General features: G+C 39.8%; 8 protein-coding genes and 2 pseudogenes. 5 read left to right on the forward strand and 5 right to left on the reverse strand.

The genetic code is table 11. The features are described 5' to 3' along the window. Nucleotides 1–22: 22 nt before the first annotated feature. The 3 genes from ACX27_RS22980 to ACX27_RS22990 all read right to left on the reverse strand — a co-directional run bounded on the left by ACX27_RS22980 (nt 23) and on the right by ACX27_RS22990 (nt 4,440). The gene (locus ACX27_RS22980) at nt 23–763 is read right to left on the reverse strand and encodes an SDR family oxidoreductase (protein WP_062295830.1); all 741 of its coding nucleotides are present in this window, start codon (nt 761–763) and stop codon (nt 23–25) included. Between the two features lie 77 nt (nt 764–840). Continuing rightward, nucleotides 841–2,154 carry an efflux RND transporter periplasmic adaptor subunit gene (locus ACX27_RS22985; protein ID WP_062295832.1) on the reverse strand — a complete coding sequence of 438 codons (1,314 nt, stop codon included), beginning with the start codon at nt 2,152–2,154 and terminating at the stop codon, nt 841–843. A 468-nt stretch (nt 2,155–2,622) separates the two neighbouring features. After that, nucleotides 2,623–4,440: an ABC transporter ATP-binding protein gene (locus ACX27_RS22990; RefSeq protein ID WP_062295834.1), complete on the reverse strand. Its 1,818-nt coding sequence runs from the start codon at nt 4,438–4,440 to the stop codon at nt 2,623–2,625. Nucleotides 4,441–5,202: 762 nt separating this feature from the next. Here ACX27_RS22990 and ACX27_RS31160 point away from each other — a divergent pair. The 5 genes and pseudogenes from ACX27_RS31160 to ACX27_RS35845 all read left to right on the forward strand — a co-directional run bounded on the left by ACX27_RS31160 (nt 5,203) and on the right by ACX27_RS35845 (nt 14,692). Beyond that, on the forward strand, nt 5,203–5,565 hold the full coding sequence (locus ACX27_RS31160; RefSeq protein ID WP_083468815.1) for a hypothetical protein: 363 nt from the start codon (nt 5,203–5,205) through the stop codon (nt 5,563–5,565). Nucleotides 5,566–5,758: 193 nt separating this feature from the next. Beyond that, complete coding sequence (locus ACX27_RS23000; protein ID WP_062295837.1) at nt 5,759–6,889, forward strand: TOMM precursor leader peptide-binding protein; 1,131 nt, start codon at nt 5,759–5,761, stop codon at nt 6,887–6,889. Beyond that, the gene (locus ACX27_RS23005; RefSeq protein ID WP_062295838.1) at nt 6,882–8,192 is read left to right on the forward strand and encodes a YcaO-like family protein; all 1,311 of its coding nucleotides are present in this window, start codon (nt 6,882–6,884) and stop codon (nt 8,190–8,192) included. The genes ACX27_RS23000 and ACX27_RS23005 overlap by 8 nt, the downstream gene beginning before the upstream one ends. 91 nt (nt 8,193–8,283) lie before the next feature. After that, nucleotides 8,284–9,018, forward strand: coding sequence for a SagB/ThcOx family dehydrogenase (locus tag ACX27_RS23010; RefSeq protein ID WP_062295839.1), 735 nt, complete (start codon nt 8,284–8,286; stop codon nt 9,016–9,018). 188 nt (nt 9,019–9,206) lie between these two features. Then, a pseudogene (locus tag ACX27_RS35845) lies at nt 9,207–14,692 on the forward strand (trifunctional serine/threonine-protein kinase/ATP-binding protein/sensor histidine kinase). Nucleotides 14,693–14,695: 3 nt separating this feature from the next. On the opposite strand, the gene ACX27_RS23030 reads toward ACX27_RS35845, so the two are convergent. Beyond that, complete coding sequence (locus ACX27_RS23030) at nt 14,696–15,661, reverse strand: alpha/beta hydrolase (protein ID WP_062295843.1); 966 nt, start codon at nt 15,659–15,661, stop codon at nt 14,696–14,698. Then, nucleotides 15,658–17,572: pseudogene (gene dnaG / locus ACX27_RS23035) on the reverse strand (DNA primase). The gene ACX27_RS23030 and the pseudogene dnaG overlap by 4 nt, the downstream one beginning before the upstream one ends. Nucleotides 17,573–17,744 lie beyond the last annotated feature (172 nt).

The following is a 17,744-nucleotide window of genomic DNA, read 5'->3' on the forward strand; positions in this document are numbered from 1 at the left end:
AGATATTTGAGAAGTAAAAGCCTCAGACAACCCCACCGTTAACGCGAATGTTCTGCCCAGTAATCCAACGTGCTTCTTCACTGGCTAAAAAAGCTACCACGTCGGCAATTTCTTGGACATCACCCAGCTTGTTAAAAGCGGACATTTGAGCTAAACGATTAATTTGTTCCGTAGTTTTGCCTTCACGGAATAGCTCTGTATCTGTGGGGCCAGGAGAAACAACATTCACAGTAATTTCTTTAGCACCTAACTCTTTAGCTAACACCCGCGTTATTTGTTCCACTGCGCCTTTTGTTGCAGCATAAGCACTGTAAGTTGGCAACATCATAGCTGTGGTGGATGAAGAAAAGTTAATAATTCTGCCGCCTACGGCTATATGTTGTGCAGCTTGTTGACAGGCAAAAAAAGTTCCTTTGACATTGACAGCAAAGAGTTTGTCAAACTCTGCTTCTGTAATTTCTGTAGCTGGTTTGTAAATAATTGTGCCAGCATTATTCACTAAAATATCTATTTTGCCAAAATGGGCAATGGTTTTTTGAAATAGCTGTTCAATATCAGCCACACTACCCACATCAGCTTGGATAGCAATTGCTTGTACTCCCAGTTTTTCGATTTCTGCAACAACTTCTTGGGCTTTAGCTGTATTCCCCGCATAATTAACTACGATAGATGCACCCTTTTCGGCTAATGTTAAAGCGATCGCTCTACCAATTCCACGCGATGCACCAGTGACAATTGCAACTTTGCCTGTTAAAGCTGCCATAAGTAAATCCTGCTTTACTATTTATGAGTTGCTCTTAACCTATCGCACAAAGGTTAAATTTACCTACTCCACACTCCCTAAGACTCAGGAACTATAGGCACACCATCCCGAATGTTCAGCAATCCAGAGATAATAATTTTGTCTTCTGGCTGTAACCCCGCTAAAACTTGGTAGTAGTTATTTTTGATATTACCTAACTTGACTCGCCTTTGTTGCGCTACTAACTGAGAAATTCCTTGGGGAGTGGTTTGCTGTTGGGCGACATAAACAAAAGTTTCACCCGCCACGCGAGTTACTGCTGTAGTTGGAATTAAAACTCCAGAACGCTGATTCCAAATTACCCTTGTGCGGACTAATTGACCTGCCCTGAATTGCCCTTGGGTATTGTTGAACAATGCTTTAATTAATATCGATGGTTGTTCAGTGTTGACATTGGGAACAATTAAAAACACTCGACTTGTACCCAAAACTTGCCCTTGGGTGTTGAGAATTTCCACAGGCATTCCCTTACGTAATTTGGGGCCGCGCTCTAGTGGTAAAGTTAAAGCAACTTCTAAAGGTCGGGTTTCGGCAACAGTCATCAGCCGTGAAGAAGTCGTGACAAAATCACCAGCTTTTACCGAGATATCGCCCACCGTACCAGCGAAGGGAGCCGTAATTTTGTCATACTGGAGTTGTGCTGGTGGTTGTCTATTGTTGGCGTTGGCTTGCTGGAGGGCAGTTTCAGCTTGCAGAATGCTAGTTTTTTGGGCTTGAATACGAGAATTGACAGCATCTAGATTAGCTTTTGCTGTCGCCAACCGATTAGCAGCTAAATCCTTGGCTTGGCGTGATATTGCACCTTGGTCTGCTAAATTGGCAGATTTCGCGTAATCTAATTGATTTGACTGTACTTCACCTAACTTTGATATGCGTTCTAGTTCCAAAGCGCGGAGTGTGGCGCGGGCGCTTTCTAGTAGGGCTGCGGTTGCTTGAGTTGCACCATTATTGCCTAGGTTACTAGGTTGTTGAGCTTTATAATCTATTTGAATAATGGGTGTACCTATGGCAACCGTCTCTCCTGGCTTGACAAATATCTGGGTAACTTGGCCAGGAATTCTCGGTAGGAGATTGATAGAACGTCGGGACTCTAAAGTGGCAATATAGTCTGCACTTTCTTCAATTGTGCCTAATTGTACAGGTGCTATTTTTGCTCTTACCCCTGGTGTTTGAGCATGAATAGGTTTTGTTGGCTGTACCGGAGTAAGTAAACGCCAAGCGATCGCAATTCCACCCCCTACTATTAGTATTAACGCTAACAATAATCGCCACCATCGCCAATTTTTTTGAGGTGGTGATGATGGTTCTGTAAGTTCTTTGTCAAAATCAATTTGAGGCTCAGGGGATGTCATGACTTATCAGGTTACTAAAAATAAAGTGAATAATTTTCGGTCTTTTTAGATGCAATTTACTGATACAGCATGAAGAGCAATCATAAATTCTAGGTTAGCTCTGTCTCAATATATAGCTTTTCTAGAGCAGCACTAATCTATCAAAAGGTTAATGATAAAAATTTAGATTGTGATAAGTTTTTTAACTGTCTTGTTAGTCATTGTTTAAAATCTTGGAAGCCTGCTAAGATAATTTGTTTATCTTTGGTTGGCAGTAAGAAAAAATATTTTTTATGTATGTTTTTTTGCAGAAATTATACTTGGTAGAGAATGTTACATAATTTCTGAATTAACGTGAATTCAATGAGTGCTTTTTGACCTCATCCCCAGTCCCGACGAATGGAATTCGCGGCTATAAAAACAAAGTCCACCTACGCGGACTAGTCGAAACCCGGTAATCTCAAGTTAGGTTTAATTGAGTCCTCCTACTTATTCAGATATACCATAATGTTGTGCCTGCATATTCCACAAAGTTGTATATTCACCACCAAGCTGTAAAAGTTCTTGGTGAGTTCCATCTTCAATTAAATGACCAGCTTTCATGACTAAAATTCGGTCAGCCATTCGTACTGAAGCTAGTCTATGAGTAATTAAAATTGTTGTTTTACCCTCGGCTAATTCAATAAAGCGTCGGTAGAGGTCATATTCACTACGCGGATCAAGTGCAGCCGTTGGTTCATCTAATAATAATATCTGTGCCTCTCGCCGTACAAAAGCACGCGCTAAAGCTAACTTTTGCCACTGTCCACCAGAAAGTTCTGTACCACCAAATTGCTTACCTAATGGTGTATCTTCTCTTGTGGGAAAATGATCAACGAGTGTGGTGATATCTGCTTTTTCGATTGCATACCTGAGAATATCGGGACTTTCTAAAGCCGCCAAATTTCCTAACGCGATATTTTCTCCCAGAGTTAGCGCGTAATGACCAAAGTCTTGAAAAACGCCAGCAATTTGTTGTCGCCACTGTTGTAAATTTAAATTTCTCAGGTCTATACCATCTACTAAAATACAACCTTGTGTTGGATCATACAGCCTAGTTAAAAGCTTTACTAAAGTTGTTTTTCCTGCGCCATTTTCGCCGACTATGGCGACAGTTTGTCCAGGGTAAATAGTAAAAGAAATATCTTGTAGAGCTAATCGATTATCTGGGTAGTAAAAGTCAACTTTCTCAAAGAGAATACCAGAACGAATCGGCATTGGTACTTTTTCTCCAGGAATGCTGATTTGCATTGGGATGGGACTGTCGAGAAAATTGAAAAACTGCTGCATATAAAGAATATTTTCAAATAACTCTACCCAGTTAGCGACAAATCTTTCGAGATTATTTTGAAAGTAAGTTAATGATTGCACAAATAAAAGTACGCTACCGGGACTGAAATTACCACGAAAAGCTTGCCGTACCACCCAATAAAAAGCAAAACCATTACCTAGAGTACTCAGAATAGCTAAAGTTGATGACCAAAATGCTTGCTTACCACGCAGATAACGCATGGTTTGATGTAAAGATTGAAATGCTTGTAAGTAACGCTCGATAAAAAAAGAACTTAGTTGAAATAACCTGATTTCTTTCGCGTAGCTATCAGTTAGCATGAGTGAAGTGTAATATTCCATTCGCCGCGCTTGCGGACTATTTTCAAATAAAGTCAGCCAAATTGCTTTGCCATATTGAGAAGAAACGACAATTTGGGGTATAGTGGCGATCGCAATTACCAATGGTATCCAAAAAGCTAAGGGAACTAGTAACCCAACTATTACTATCAAAGTCACAAAAGAGCGACTTAATTCCACTAAATTTTCTAGTAAACCTAACGGTTTATAGGCGACTTGTTGTTGCAATAGTTGTAGTTCATCATAAAATAAAGAATCTTCAAAACGGCTTAAATCTGCAAAATTATCTGCTTTACGCATTAACAATAAGCTGATATGTGCCGTTAACTTATCATTAAGATTTCCTTGAAGTGCCAATATCCAAGGATAAAGCAGTGATTCTAATAGCAAAGCTCCCACCCATCCTAATACCAAAGGTATCAGAACTGCATACCCTAATTCTCTCCCAGATGTTAAGGCTACTGCTACAGTATCTACCACTAACTTAGTAATCCAAACACTAATAGCTGGCAGAATCCCTTGTAATAAAGTCACAGCAATTAAGAAAATCATTTCTCTTGGTGCTGCTTGCCATAACAAAGGTAGAGAACGAAATAAAGCGTTAGCGTAGTCTGCAAACCAAACTCTAAAATCGTTCATCAATTAAACCTAATTATTGATATTTGAAGGCAGGAGGCAGAAGGCAGGAGGCAGGAGATAGTCCTGATGAAACAAGTTTTATAGCTAAGTATGAAAGTGTAACTAGAGGCCTAGCTCCGACAAATGGAATTCGCCGCTTTCCATTCGCCTAGTGCAAGATATATGTATTCAGATGAGTTTGTATATATAGTGGTAGTCACATAAGTTAGGGCATTTTGAAAGCTTGAATACCACAAATAATCAAACTTTTACCTCCTGCCTTCTTCAATTCATTGCAGGCAGTAATATTAGATTCTATTTCAACTCAAAACCATCTTACTTAAGATAGAAAAATCTAAATATCACGAGTCAAAAGTATACTACTTTAGCAAGAATAAAAAACTCTAGAAAAAGATAATGTTAGAGAAGTTAGATGATCAAGACAGGACAAACTGTCGCTAACAATCACAAAAGATTTATCAAAGACAAGGTTTTCGGGAAGATTAATCCTCTATGGAAATTCCCATCACTGATGGCAAAGTGATTTGGCCTGTTGTGGATTAGTGGAAATCTGAATATTTTTGTTTAACTATGTCTTTATTGGCATATATAGTTAAACATCAACTACTGTCTGATTATCGGCTCATCCTTCACATTTGCTTGTTCCCATATCTGTAATTTCATCCAACTTGTTGATGGATAAACATCAGCAAAGTTTTTCGGCGACTTGAATGCAGATTTGCTAACAGGCTCATGAATTGAAGTTACAAGGAGTAATTGACAATGCTTGCAGAAAAGACACTGACCCAACAAACAATAGATATGCGTTTGGAAGATAAAGCTGATAAATTAGAACAACTTTTGTTGTCTGATGAAGAAATAGCAGCTTTAGAAAAATTAGCAATGCCAGGAATGTTAGACTCTGAAACTCAGCAAAGATGGTTTGCTAATTGCGGTGGATGTGGTGGATGTGGTGGATGTCGGGGATGTCGTGGATGTTTTGGCTGTTTTGGATGTGGTGGCTGTGGATGTCGTGGCTGTGGATGTCGTGGCTGTGGATGTCGTGGCTGTGGATGTAGAGTCAGTGAAGCTGGCTCAATTTCATGTGTTCCAGACGACATAGAGGAGCTTGGATTTGGATACTAAATTATTTGGAAATATATAGATTTTAGATCTCTGACTTCTGAAAAAAAGTCGGGGATCTAAAATCAGATTATGTGAAAACAAATAATTTTTACCAATCAAATAGAATTGCTATAACAGCAAAAAAATACCTGATAAATACTAAAAAACAGTTTTGAGATTATTTTTGAGAACTTGAAATAATCAAATATAGCCTATGCAATTAAATGATGCTCAACGTCTGCGTTTATTAGAACATATTGTTGTTCATGTAATGCCGTCAGATTGTAGCGGTGATGAAACAATGATTTTTCATACAACGCGGCGCACACTAACAGTAAAAGGTCAAGCACTGCGTGATGTGGAAAGTATAGTATTACCTTTGCTAGATGGCTCTCGAACAATCGGAGAAATTCGGCTAGCAATTGGAGAAAAATTAACAGATGCTTCAATCAATCAATGTTTACAGTTTTTGATGGAAAATCGTTTAGTTGAAGAATTATTAGAAGATGCTACTGATTTAGACGTGCGGGCTGATTTACTGCCTCAAATTAGTCTTTATCATGAGTTGGGATTTCAGCAAAAGAATGCCCAAAAACACTTAGCAAAAGCGAGAATTGCTATTTTTGGATTGGGGGGTTCAGGGTTGATAGCGGCAATCAACTTGGCTAGTGCGGGGATTGGTTTTTTGAGATTATGTGATGATGTCTGCACACTGACATCTGATGTGATGATGATGTCAGACTCAGTATTTAATCAAATCGGTGCTTTGCGGGGTGTGGAAGTTGCAAGACAAATTGCCGCGATCGCAGAAATCACCGAAACTGAAATTGTGACCGATAATTTCACAGACGATACGACAGTCAATGCTTTACTAGAAGATGTAGACTTGGTAATTGTCGCCACCGATGCTGTCTCTGTCAATCTTGCTTATCGTTTGAATAGATTATGCTGGCAGATGCAACGCCCATTATTACCAGGTGGTGCGGCTGGTGTGGAAGGCACTTTTGGGCCGTTAGTTTTGGCTGCTGATGGCCCTTGTTATCTCTGCTATCGGATGCGGTCGATAGCTTGCGCCAAACTACCAGAGGCAGAATTAGCAATTGAGCGATTTCTTGACCGAGAACGCCGTTCTCAACCAAGATTGCAAGAAACTTTACCCATCGCCCAGATGTTAGTAGGAAGTTACTTAGCCCTGGATGCCATTAAAATGTTTCTCGGTTTACCCATCGCTACGGATGGCAAATTAGTACATATAGACTTACTGGGTACAAAACTCACTCACAATGTTGTGCTGAAAAAACCTGGTTGCCCCCATTGTTCACAACAGGAGAGAATCAGTGAATAGTGCGATCGCTAGTCCACGTTGGCGTGATTTAGTTAGTCCCCATACAGGTATTATCCGCGCCATCGATAGATTTACCAAGCCTTATACAGAGTTTGATTTTCCAGTTCTCTGGCAAGCCGAATTAGCAAATTTTCAGTTGCGTAAACAGCCAGATGATTTACGCTACGGTGTCGGCAGAGGAATGACAGATGAACAAGCAATTTTTGGGGCGGTTGGAGAAGCCGTAGAGCGATACTGTGGCAGTATTGTTAATTATCGCCAACTCATAATTAGTAGCTACGCAGATTTAACTTATCCTGCTGTCCCGCCACCAAGTTTTTTCTCATTTTCTGATACCCAGTACTCTGACCCAAATTTTCCTTTTCTCACTTTTGATAAAACAACGCAGACTTCGTGGATAACTGCCATATCTCTCACCAGTAACCAACCAGTGTTAGTCCCAGCATTCATGGTTTATTTTGACTGGGATAGCTATCAACCAGGAGATTACATTTTACCTGTGACTTCCAATGGCCTGGCTAGTGGCCCAAATCTTGAGTTTGCGGCTTACAGCGGCTTGTGTGAATTAATTGAGCGTGATGCTTTCATTATTAATTGGTTAAACCGTTTACCTGCGCCCAGGATTTATTTCGCCCACCGTCCTGGAATTGAAACAGAAATTTTCCGCCACTACGCCCGATTTGGGATTGAATTAGTTACCTTTTATTTGACTACTGATATTAACATCCCAGTGGTGATGGCGATGTTAATTGACTGTTCCGGCAGAACTCCTGCTGTCGCCACTGGTTTAGGATGTCATCTGGATGGTTCAACGGCGCTGCGTAAGGCAATTTTTGAAGTCTGCCAAGCCCGTTTCGGTGACATAGAACGCAAAGCTAACGGTGCTGGTTCTCATCTCCATCAATATCAAGATGTACAGCATTTAGATGATCACAGCGCCTTTTTCTACACAACCACTCGCCTAGGTGAGTTGGAATTTTTATTTGAGCATGATAATTGCATAGCCGTTGAAGATTTACCAACCTACACCCACACCACAGAGGCAGAAAAATTGCAGACTGTCATCACAAGATTGCATTCTGTGGGGGCTGAACCATATTTAGTTGATATTACAACTCCTGATGTGGCACCACTTGGTTTTCGAGTCGTGCGGACTTTGGCGAGTGAATTAGTGCCGATATATTTTGGTTATGGGTTAGAACCATTGGGAAATCGGCGGTTATTTGAAGTGCCACACAGGTTAGGTCATGGTGGGCGACGCAGCGAGGCTGATTTAAATCCCTGTCCGCATCCTATGGCTTAAATAGGTCGGGGCGGGGGCAGGGGGAAAAAGAGTTTGAGAGAGTTCTTGCGTAAGTCCCAGTAAATACTCATTACTCATCTTTTAAATCACTATGTATACAGTCAACGAGCCACTGGAATTAGCTCTTCTCTATCATTTGAACTCCCCAGTACCGAAAAGTTATGTCAAGCGTGTTCCGGCTACGGAAATGCGGTATATGCCAGAGGCTCCTTTTTTGGAATTGCCCAAAGCACCACATGACAATTCTTTGAGCCAGCTTTTAGAGCAACGGTCTTCTGTGCGATCGTTTGCTAATACAACTATGCCATTGATTAAATTAGCTCAATTGTTGGATGCGGGATGTGGGTTAAATGGGTTGCGTCAGATGGATGATTATACTTATGAAGCGCGAAACTCACCATCGGCGGGAGGGCTGTATCCGTTGGAAGTTTTTGTCTCAACGCAAGCGGTGGAAAATTTAGCTGATGGACTCTATCATTATGAACCGCGTGGTCATGGCTTACATCCAGTGAATCAGGCAGTACCAAATGATTTTGTAGAAGCTTTATTGCAACAAGATTACATTGTGAATGCAAATGCTTTGTTGATCTTTACGTCTATTTTTATGCGATCACTGTGCAAATATGGTGCGCGGGGCTACCGTTTTGCACTTTTAGAAGCTGGTCATCAAGCAGAAAATATTTGTCTGATGGCTGTGCAATTAGGTCTAGGTAGTCTTTGCATCGGTGGTTTTCATGACCTCAGCCTCAATCGGATGTTGGGTATTGATGGCAAACGTCATGCGGCGCTTTACTGTGTTGCTGTCGGTACTGGTGTCGTAATTTGATGTCCTCTCAGGTAACTTTTTCAGCAAACCCTAGTTAACTGTTCTTAACATCGTTTAGTTTTTTGTTCATACCTGTGCATACTGTTAGTCTACATCTCGCTGATGGGAATACTAGCGGAGTGCAGACAAGTTCTGCATTGCTTGTTGAAAAACAACAGAAACTAACTTGTGGCATGAGGTATGTATAGATGGCGACAGTCAATGCTAACCCCATCACTCCCGGATATGAAATTAGCTCACAACTATATGCTGGCTTCCGAACGATTGTATATCGAGCTATCCGCGAATCAGATCAACTTCCAGTCGTCATCAAGCTATTAACTTCAGAATATCCTACCTTTCAAGAATTACTCAAACTCCGCAATCAATACACCATTAGCAAAAATCTCAACATTGCTGGGATTATTCAGCCATTATCTTTAGAAACATATAACAACGGTTATATTCTCGTGATGGCAGATACCGGAGGAATATCATTACGAGAATATATTCAAAGCAATACTTTATCTCTAGCAGAATTTTTGCATATTGCTATTCAATTAAGTACTAGTCTCTATGAATTACATCAAAATCGCGTGATTCATAAAGATATTAAACCAGCAAATATTTTAATTCACCCGCAAACAAAACAAGTTCAATTAATTGATTTTAGTATTGCTTCATTACTCCCAAAAGAAACTCAAGAAATTAAAAGTCTGAATATTTTAGAAGGAACTTTAGCTTATATTTCCCCAGAACAAACAGGGAGAATGAATCGCGGTATAGACTACCGCAGCGATTTTTATTCTCTGGGTGTGACATTTTATGAATTATTGACAGGAGAATTGCCATTTAATAGCGATGAGCCGATGGAGTTGGTACATTGCCATTTAGCAAAAATGCCAACGTTGATAGGAAACAGGAAAGAAATTCCACAAGTAGTAGCAGATATTGTGTTGAAATTAATGGCGAAAAAATGCCGAAGATAGATATCAAAGTGCTTTGGGATTAAAGTATGATTTAGAACTTTGTTTAACACAACTCCAAGATACAGGGCAAATTATTGATTTTAAAATTGGTGAGCAGGATGTATGCGATCGCTTCCTCATCCCCGAAAAATTATATGGTAGAGAAGCAGAAGTCAATCGCTTATTACAAGCATTTGAACGTGTAGCTAGTGGCACATCAGAAATGATGTTGGTGGCAGGATTTTCGGGAATTGGGAAAACGGCTGTTATTAACGAAGTTCATAAGCCAATTACCCGTCAAAAAGGTTATTTTATCAAAGGAAAGTTTGACCAATTTAACCGAAATATTCCTTTCTCGGCCTTTGTCCAAGCGTTGCGTGATTTGATGGGGCAATTGTTATCAGAATCGGATGCAAAACTGGCACAGTGGCGGAGCCAGATTTTAGAAGTGGTGGGGGAAAACGGTCAAGTTTTAATTGAAGTAATTCCCGAATTAGAACGATTGATTGGGAAACAACCACCTGCACCAGAATTATCAGGAACTGCGGCACAAAATCGCTTTAATTTGTTGTTTCAGAAGTTTATTGCTGTCTTCACTACATCAGATCATCCTTTGGTGATATTTTTGGATGATTTACAATGGGCAGATTTGGCTTCTTTGCAATTAATTAAACTGTTGATGGAAAATCAGCATTTTCTGTTGTTGTTGGCGGCTTATCGAGATAATGAAGTGTCTTCCGCACATCCATTAATATTGACAGTGGAGGAGATAAAGCAGGCTGGTAAGACAGTGAATACAATCACTTTAACTTCTCTGGCTTGGGCGGATATGAATCAGTTAGTGGCGGATACATTGCATTGTACTACTGAGCGAGACTCCAAAGAAGTAGCTGCGCGATCGCAACCCCTCACCGCATTAATTGAGCGCAAAACAAGCGGTAATCCTTTTTTTATCACCCAGTTTCTCAAAGCATTATATGAAGATGGAATAATTAAATTTAATTACCAGCAAGGTGATTGGGAATGTGATTTAGCGGCAGTAAATAGACTAGCTGTAACTGCGGATGTAGTAGAGTTCATTGCTAGTCAGTTACAGAAGTTACCCGAAGCAACACAAAATGTCTTGAAGTTGGCTGCTTGTATTGGTAATTCCTTTGATTTAACTACTTTAGCAATTGTTTCTGAGCAGTCACCAACTGATACAGCAACAGCATTATGGAAAGCATTACAAGAGGGATTGATTTTACCCCAAAGTGAAATTTATAAATTTTATTTGCACCAGACACAAACGAATAGTAATCATGGGTATATTCAAAATGTTGCCTATCAATTTCTACATGATCGCGTTCAACAAGCTGCTTACTGTTTAATTCCCCAAGAACAAAAAGCAGCAACTCACTATCAAATTGGGCAACTATTACTCCAGCATACTTCCCCAACAGAACAAGAGGAAAAAAATTTTTGATTTAGTCAATCAATTTAAACTAGGCATTGATTTAGTTATTAATCCCCAAGAACAAAAATATTTAGCTGAATTGAATTTAATCGCCGGACGTAGAGCGAAAATTTCTACAGCTTATGCTGCTGCCGTCGAGTATTATGAATTTGCCAGAAAATTATTAGCAAATCATCATTGGCAAGCATCTTATAATTTAATGCTGGCAATTTATACAGAAGCAACAGAAGCTGCTTATCTGAATACAAATTTTGAGCAGATGGAGGAGCTATCTAAAATAGTATTAAATCAGGCGAAAAATCTTTGGGATATTATACCTATCTATGAAATTAAAATTCAGGCTTGTATTGCTCAAAATCAACTACGCTTAGGCTTAGATACAGCCTTGGTAATTCTGCATCAATTAGGGATAGATTTACCAAACCAGCCTATATATCAAGATGTTAACCAAGCACTAGAAAAAACAAGTTTAATCTTGGGTGAAAAAAACACCGCAGAAATAATTGATTTACCTGTAATGACAGATATTCGCGCCCAAGCTGCAATGCGAATTTTAGCAAGTATGTTTGGGGCTGCATATAATGGCTGTCCAGAAATGTTACCTTTGACAATTTGTGAACAAGTTAATTTATCAATTCAATACGGTAATACAGCTTTATCGGCTTTTGCATATACCAGTTATGGGTTAATTCTTTGTGCTTTTACTGGTGCGGTAGAAACCAGCTACAAATTTGGACAACTGGGTTTAAACTTAATGGAAAAGTTTGCCGCCCAACAACTACATGCCAAGATAGAAGCAGTCTTTAATAATTGTATTAGACATTGGCAAGAGCCTCTGAAAGCGACGCTAACATCTTTTTTGCAAGGCTACCAAAGTGGATTAGAAACAGGAGATTTAGAATGGGCTGTATGGTGCATATTTGGTTATAGCTTCCATTCTTATTGTTCTGGTAAAGAACTAACAGCATTAGAACAAGAGTTAGCTACATATAGTAAGGCGATCGCCCAACTCAAGCAAACCACAGCCCTGAATTATCAAAAAACTTATTACCAAGCGACTTTAAACTTACTCGGCTTTAGTGAAACGCCTTTTTTGTTAGTAGGGGATGTTTACAACGAAGATGAGATGTTACCCCAACATCAAGCAGTTAATGATCGTCCGGCTGTTTATCATGCCAAAATTAACAAAATTATTCTCTGCTACTTGTTTGGTGAATATCAGCAAGCGATCGCTGAGGCTGAGATTGCTACAGAATATTTAGATGGTGTTCCTGGTTTATTTGTCAGCGTTTTGCTACCTTTTTATGATGCTTTAGCGCAGTTAGCCATCTTTAACCAAATTGCAGAACCTGAAGCATCAGCTATTTTAGAGCGTGTGCAACTTCATCAACAAAAACTTCAGCAATGGGCAGATTTAGTTCCCACTAATCATTTACACAAATTCCACTTAGTAGAAGCCGAACTTTGCCGTGTTTTAGGCAAACCTTACGCCGCAATGGAATTATATGATCGCGCGATCGCAGTAGCAAAAGAAAATCATTACATCCAAGAAGAAGCATTAGCCAATGAACTCGCTGCCAAATTCTACCTTGAACGCCACAAAGAAAAAAATCGCCGCAGTATATGCAGGAAGCCTACTATTGCTATGCTCATTGGGGTGCGACAGCCAAAATTGATGATTTAGAAAAAACGCTACCCTCATTTATTACGTCCCATTCTGCATAAAACCACACAACACTGGAACCCATTAGAAACACTGGCGAGTCTTGCAACTGTGAATGGCGTGACTCATAGTAAAAAGACAACCTCTCACTCTTCTAGTACAAGTATTAACGCAACTCTTGATTTTGTAACTGTTCTCAAGGCTTCTCAAGCCATCTCTGGCAAAATTCAACTGAATGAATTGCTACACCAACTAACGCAGATGATTCTCCAAAATTCTGGCGGCGATCGCTGTGCGTTGATTTTGCCAAATAATCAAGGAGAATGGTTATTGAGAGCGATCGCTACATCAGAAAACACAGAACTATTTGCCGAACCTTTAGAAGATAATCCTAATTTACCTGTAAAGTTGATTCACTATGTCAAAAACAGTCAACAAGTGGTAGTAATTGATGAACTTAAAACAGATTTACCTATAATTGATGAATATTTATGGCAACACCAACCAAAAAGTTTATTGTGCTTGCCAATTCTCAATCAAGGAGATTTAATCGGGATTTTGTATTTAAAAAATAATTCTACCAGTGGAGTATTTACGAGCGATCGCATCTTGGTTCTCAACTTTTTGTGTATTCAAGCTGCCATTGCTTTAGAAAATGCTCGCTTATATCAACAAGTCGAAAATTATTCTTACACTTTAGAAGCAGAAGTAGAACAAAAAACCAAAGCACTGAACCAAAAAGCCCAAGATTTAGAGCAAACTATTAAACAATTACAACAAACTCAAGCTCAATTAATTCATACAGAAAAAATGTCATCTCTGGGGCAGTTGGTTGCCGGAATTGCCCATGAAATTAATAACCCAGTCAGTTTTATTCAAGGAAATATAACTTATACTAAAGGTTATATTCAAGACATAATGAGTTTGTTGACACTTTATCAGCAAGAATATCCCCAACCCAGTCAAGCTATTACAAATAAAAGCCAAGAAATTGATATTGATTTTATCTTTGATGATGTGAATAAAATTCTGGACTCAATGGAGACAGGGAGTAATCGTATTAGCCAGATTGTTTTGAGTTTACGCAACTTTTCGCGCTTGGATGAAGCCGAAATTAAGGCAGTAGATTTACACAGTGGGATTGAAAGTACTTTGCTAATTTTGCAACATCGCTTGCAAAGTTCGGCAACTCAACCCGAAGTCCAGATAGTTAAAGAATATGGCAAACTACCTCTGATAACTTGCTATCCTAGCCAATTAAATCAAGTTTTCTTAAATATTATTAACAATGCCATCGATGCAATTCGAGATAATCATCAATGCAGTGAACACCCCCAAATTCGCATTCGCACCGAAGTCATCGACAATCAGCACTTACGCATTGCGATCGCCAATACAGATAGTACAATTCCCTTAGCTATTCAAAACCGCATTTTTGAACCATTTTTTACCACAAAACCCTTTGGTCGTGCTACAGGTTTGGGTTTATTTGTCAGCTATTCAATTATCAAACAACATGGCGGCTCTTTGAGTGTGCGATCGCAGCTAAACGAAGAAACAGAATTTGAAATTATTCTACCTATTAACTTTGTTACGCACCAAGTTTAAAATTTACTTGCGATTAAATAATGCAATTAACGGATTTTGAGTAACTAACATTTGATTGAGTGCTTCCAGCGCGGTTTTTTGATCACGAACATGAGCATCAATAAATAAACCAAGAATTTGGGCAATTAAATCTCGAAGTTCTGCTTCTGGCTGTGTCGCAGGAAAGTCAGGAACTGGTCTACTAATAGTGGTATCAAAGGGATGGGTAACAGAAAAATGGTTTGCGCCTTCTAGAATCAGCAAATAACTATCATCTCTATCACCTGCGATCGCTTCTTGGAAAGTCCTGATAATAGGAGTTGTTGGTTGTTCCCAAGTTACGCCATAGTTATGGCTACTGTTCGCAATCACGCCATCGCAACTTCCGCCAATCAAGAGTAAAGGTAAGGAGTCTGGTAAGGGTAAGATTGTCCCGGCTTTATATCCCAGTTGTACAGTTGCTGCTGTATGTGCGCCATAAGCAAAGGCGGCTACTACCTGTGAACAAAATCCAGGATCTGCACTTTCAATTGCAACTCTACCACCAGCCGAATGTCCACCCAGAATAATTTTGTCTAAATCAAGTAAGCCAGCCAAAATCCCTTCCACTTGCAAACGTTCCAAGGTTCGCAGCAATGTGGGTAAAGCTGAAGCTGTCGCCCCTTGACCATAAATACCCGGAGCCAGCATACTCAAATCAACACCGGGAGTCATCGCCACAAACCCAGGTATATTTTCCGCAATCCAGGAAAATGTCACAACTACCAGCCCAAACTCGGCTAATCTCACCGCCAACCATTGATATATTTCGGGGCCACAGTTAATCCCGTTGAACAAAATCACGACTGGAAACGTAGATGCTTGAGCTTCAGCAGGAACAAGACTTAAATTTTGTTCTAGTTCTGGGTAGAAAACCTTGAGGTGAATACTGTTATATGGTGGCGAAATATCTTCAACTGTCGCAGCTTGGAAAAATGCTCGAACTTTCATAACAAATCAGTGATGGAAAATTGGCGCTGGCGATCGAGTTCTTGCAGTTTAATTTTTTCGTTATAAAATGCCTCATAATAAGCCCGCCATTTTTCTGGTTCTACTTCTGGATCTGTTTGTTGCCATAATTCTAAAAAGTGACGATAGCGTTTTTTCACGCAATACTCTTTCCATACAAGCAGTTGCGGCTTGGACAACTTGCGGGGTGCGGAGTATCTCTTTTTTACTGGTTTCATTTAAATGAAACAAATGCGAAATTAATTCGATTTCTTCATCTAATTCTAAATATCTGTCTTGCACAATAGAAATTAAATTAACTTGCTCATTGGTTAATTCTAAAATCTGTCTCCACAAAAAGCGATGATGAGACAAACTAAAATCTAAATTTCGTTCCTCAAGTTCGTTAATAATCGCTGGTCGCTGTTCGGGACAGTGCAGATAAATTCGCAATAACAAAGCTTCGGCTTGTTCTAACAGACTTTTATCTGTTTGTGGGACTGGGGCTTTTTTGTGACTACTCGATTCTCTTTTTGTGGGGGTTGGTTGAGAAAATTTAACTACATTCGGAGCAATTTGAGTCAGCAAATTTTCCACCCGTAAGGGTATTAATCTCGCATCTCCCAAGCTGAGAATTTCTGCACAACGCGAAACATAATAGTTGCGAGTATCGGTGTTAACTATATTTTTGAGTAACTTAACTATTTGCTGGGTTACTTGCTGAAAATCAGTTGCTTGTTTTAAATCGCGGTCTTTGGTAATTTGCTGAATTTGCCAATCTAACCACAGTGGCGCATTTTGCAACAAACTTTGATAATCTTCTGTGGTGTGAGTATGCAAGTATTCATCAGCATCTTTACCATCAGGAATATTCAGAATCTTGAGTTGGACTTCACCTTTGTAGGCTAAATCAGCAATTTCTCCAATTGCTCTTTCTGCGGCGTTAGTCCCGGCTTTATCAGCATCAAAGTTGAGAATTAACTGTTTTGAGTCGGTGTAACGTAACATTAACCGGACTTGTTCTAAACTCAGGGCTGTACCCAAAGAAGCCACAGCATTGTTAATCCCCGCCGCATGGAGAGCGATCGCATCAAAATATCCTTCTACTACCACAGCTTGGTCAACTTGAGCAATTCCAGTTTTGGCTAAGTCAATGGCGAATAAAGTTTTACCTTTATTGAATAGTTCTGTTTCCGGTGAATTGAGATATTTTGGCTGCTCATCCGTGAGAGTGCGCCCACCAAACGCAATCACCCGCCCTTGAATATCGCGGATGGGAATCATCAGGCGATCGCGGAAAACATCATAATAACCGCCCCCTTCTTTGCGAGGCTTAATCAAGCCTGCCTTTTCTACCAACTGCACAGGATAATGTTTATTTTCCACCAAATATCTATACAGCGTTTCCCAACCAGCCGGGGCGTAACCCAAGCCAAACTGCTGAATAGTTGCTTCTTTTAATTTCCGGTTCACCAATAAATACTGCAATGCCTTTTGCGCTTGGGTTTGACGCAGGGCGTGTTGATAAAAATTGGCTGTGGCTGCGAGAACTTCATACAATTGTTCCCGCAACGATAATTGACGCTGTAATTCTTGTCTTTGTTCAGGTTCCAGGGTTTGGACATTCACTTGATAGCGCCGCGCCAAATCCAGCACCACTTCTGTAAACGACTGTTTACCCAAATCCATCAAAAACTTAATTGCATTTCCCCCAGCATTACAGCCAAAGCAATAATACATTTGCTTAGTTTGACTGACGGTGAAGCTAGGACTTTTCTCATTATGGAAGGGACACAAACCGATAAAATCTTTACCACGCTTGCGTAAAACTACGTGTTCTGATACCACATCCACAATATCAGCACGTTGTTTAATTTCCTCAATTGTGTCTGGGTGCAAGCGGGGAATGTACATACAAGTAGGTCGGTGTAAATAATTATTGTTGGAATAAGGCAGGGGGCAGGGAGCAAGGGGAGAAAGCGTTTGAGCCTTATTTACTTTTCTTTACATAGTTTGGTTTTATTGCATCGACTTACTTAGTTATTAGTTCTTGGTTAACAAGAGGAAAAGGGTCAAGGACTAAGGA

The organism is Nostoc piscinale CENA21 (genome assembly GCF_001298445.1).
GTDB lineage: Bacteria > Cyanobacteriota > Cyanobacteriia > Cyanobacteriales > Nostocaceae > Nostoc_B > Nostoc_B piscinale_A.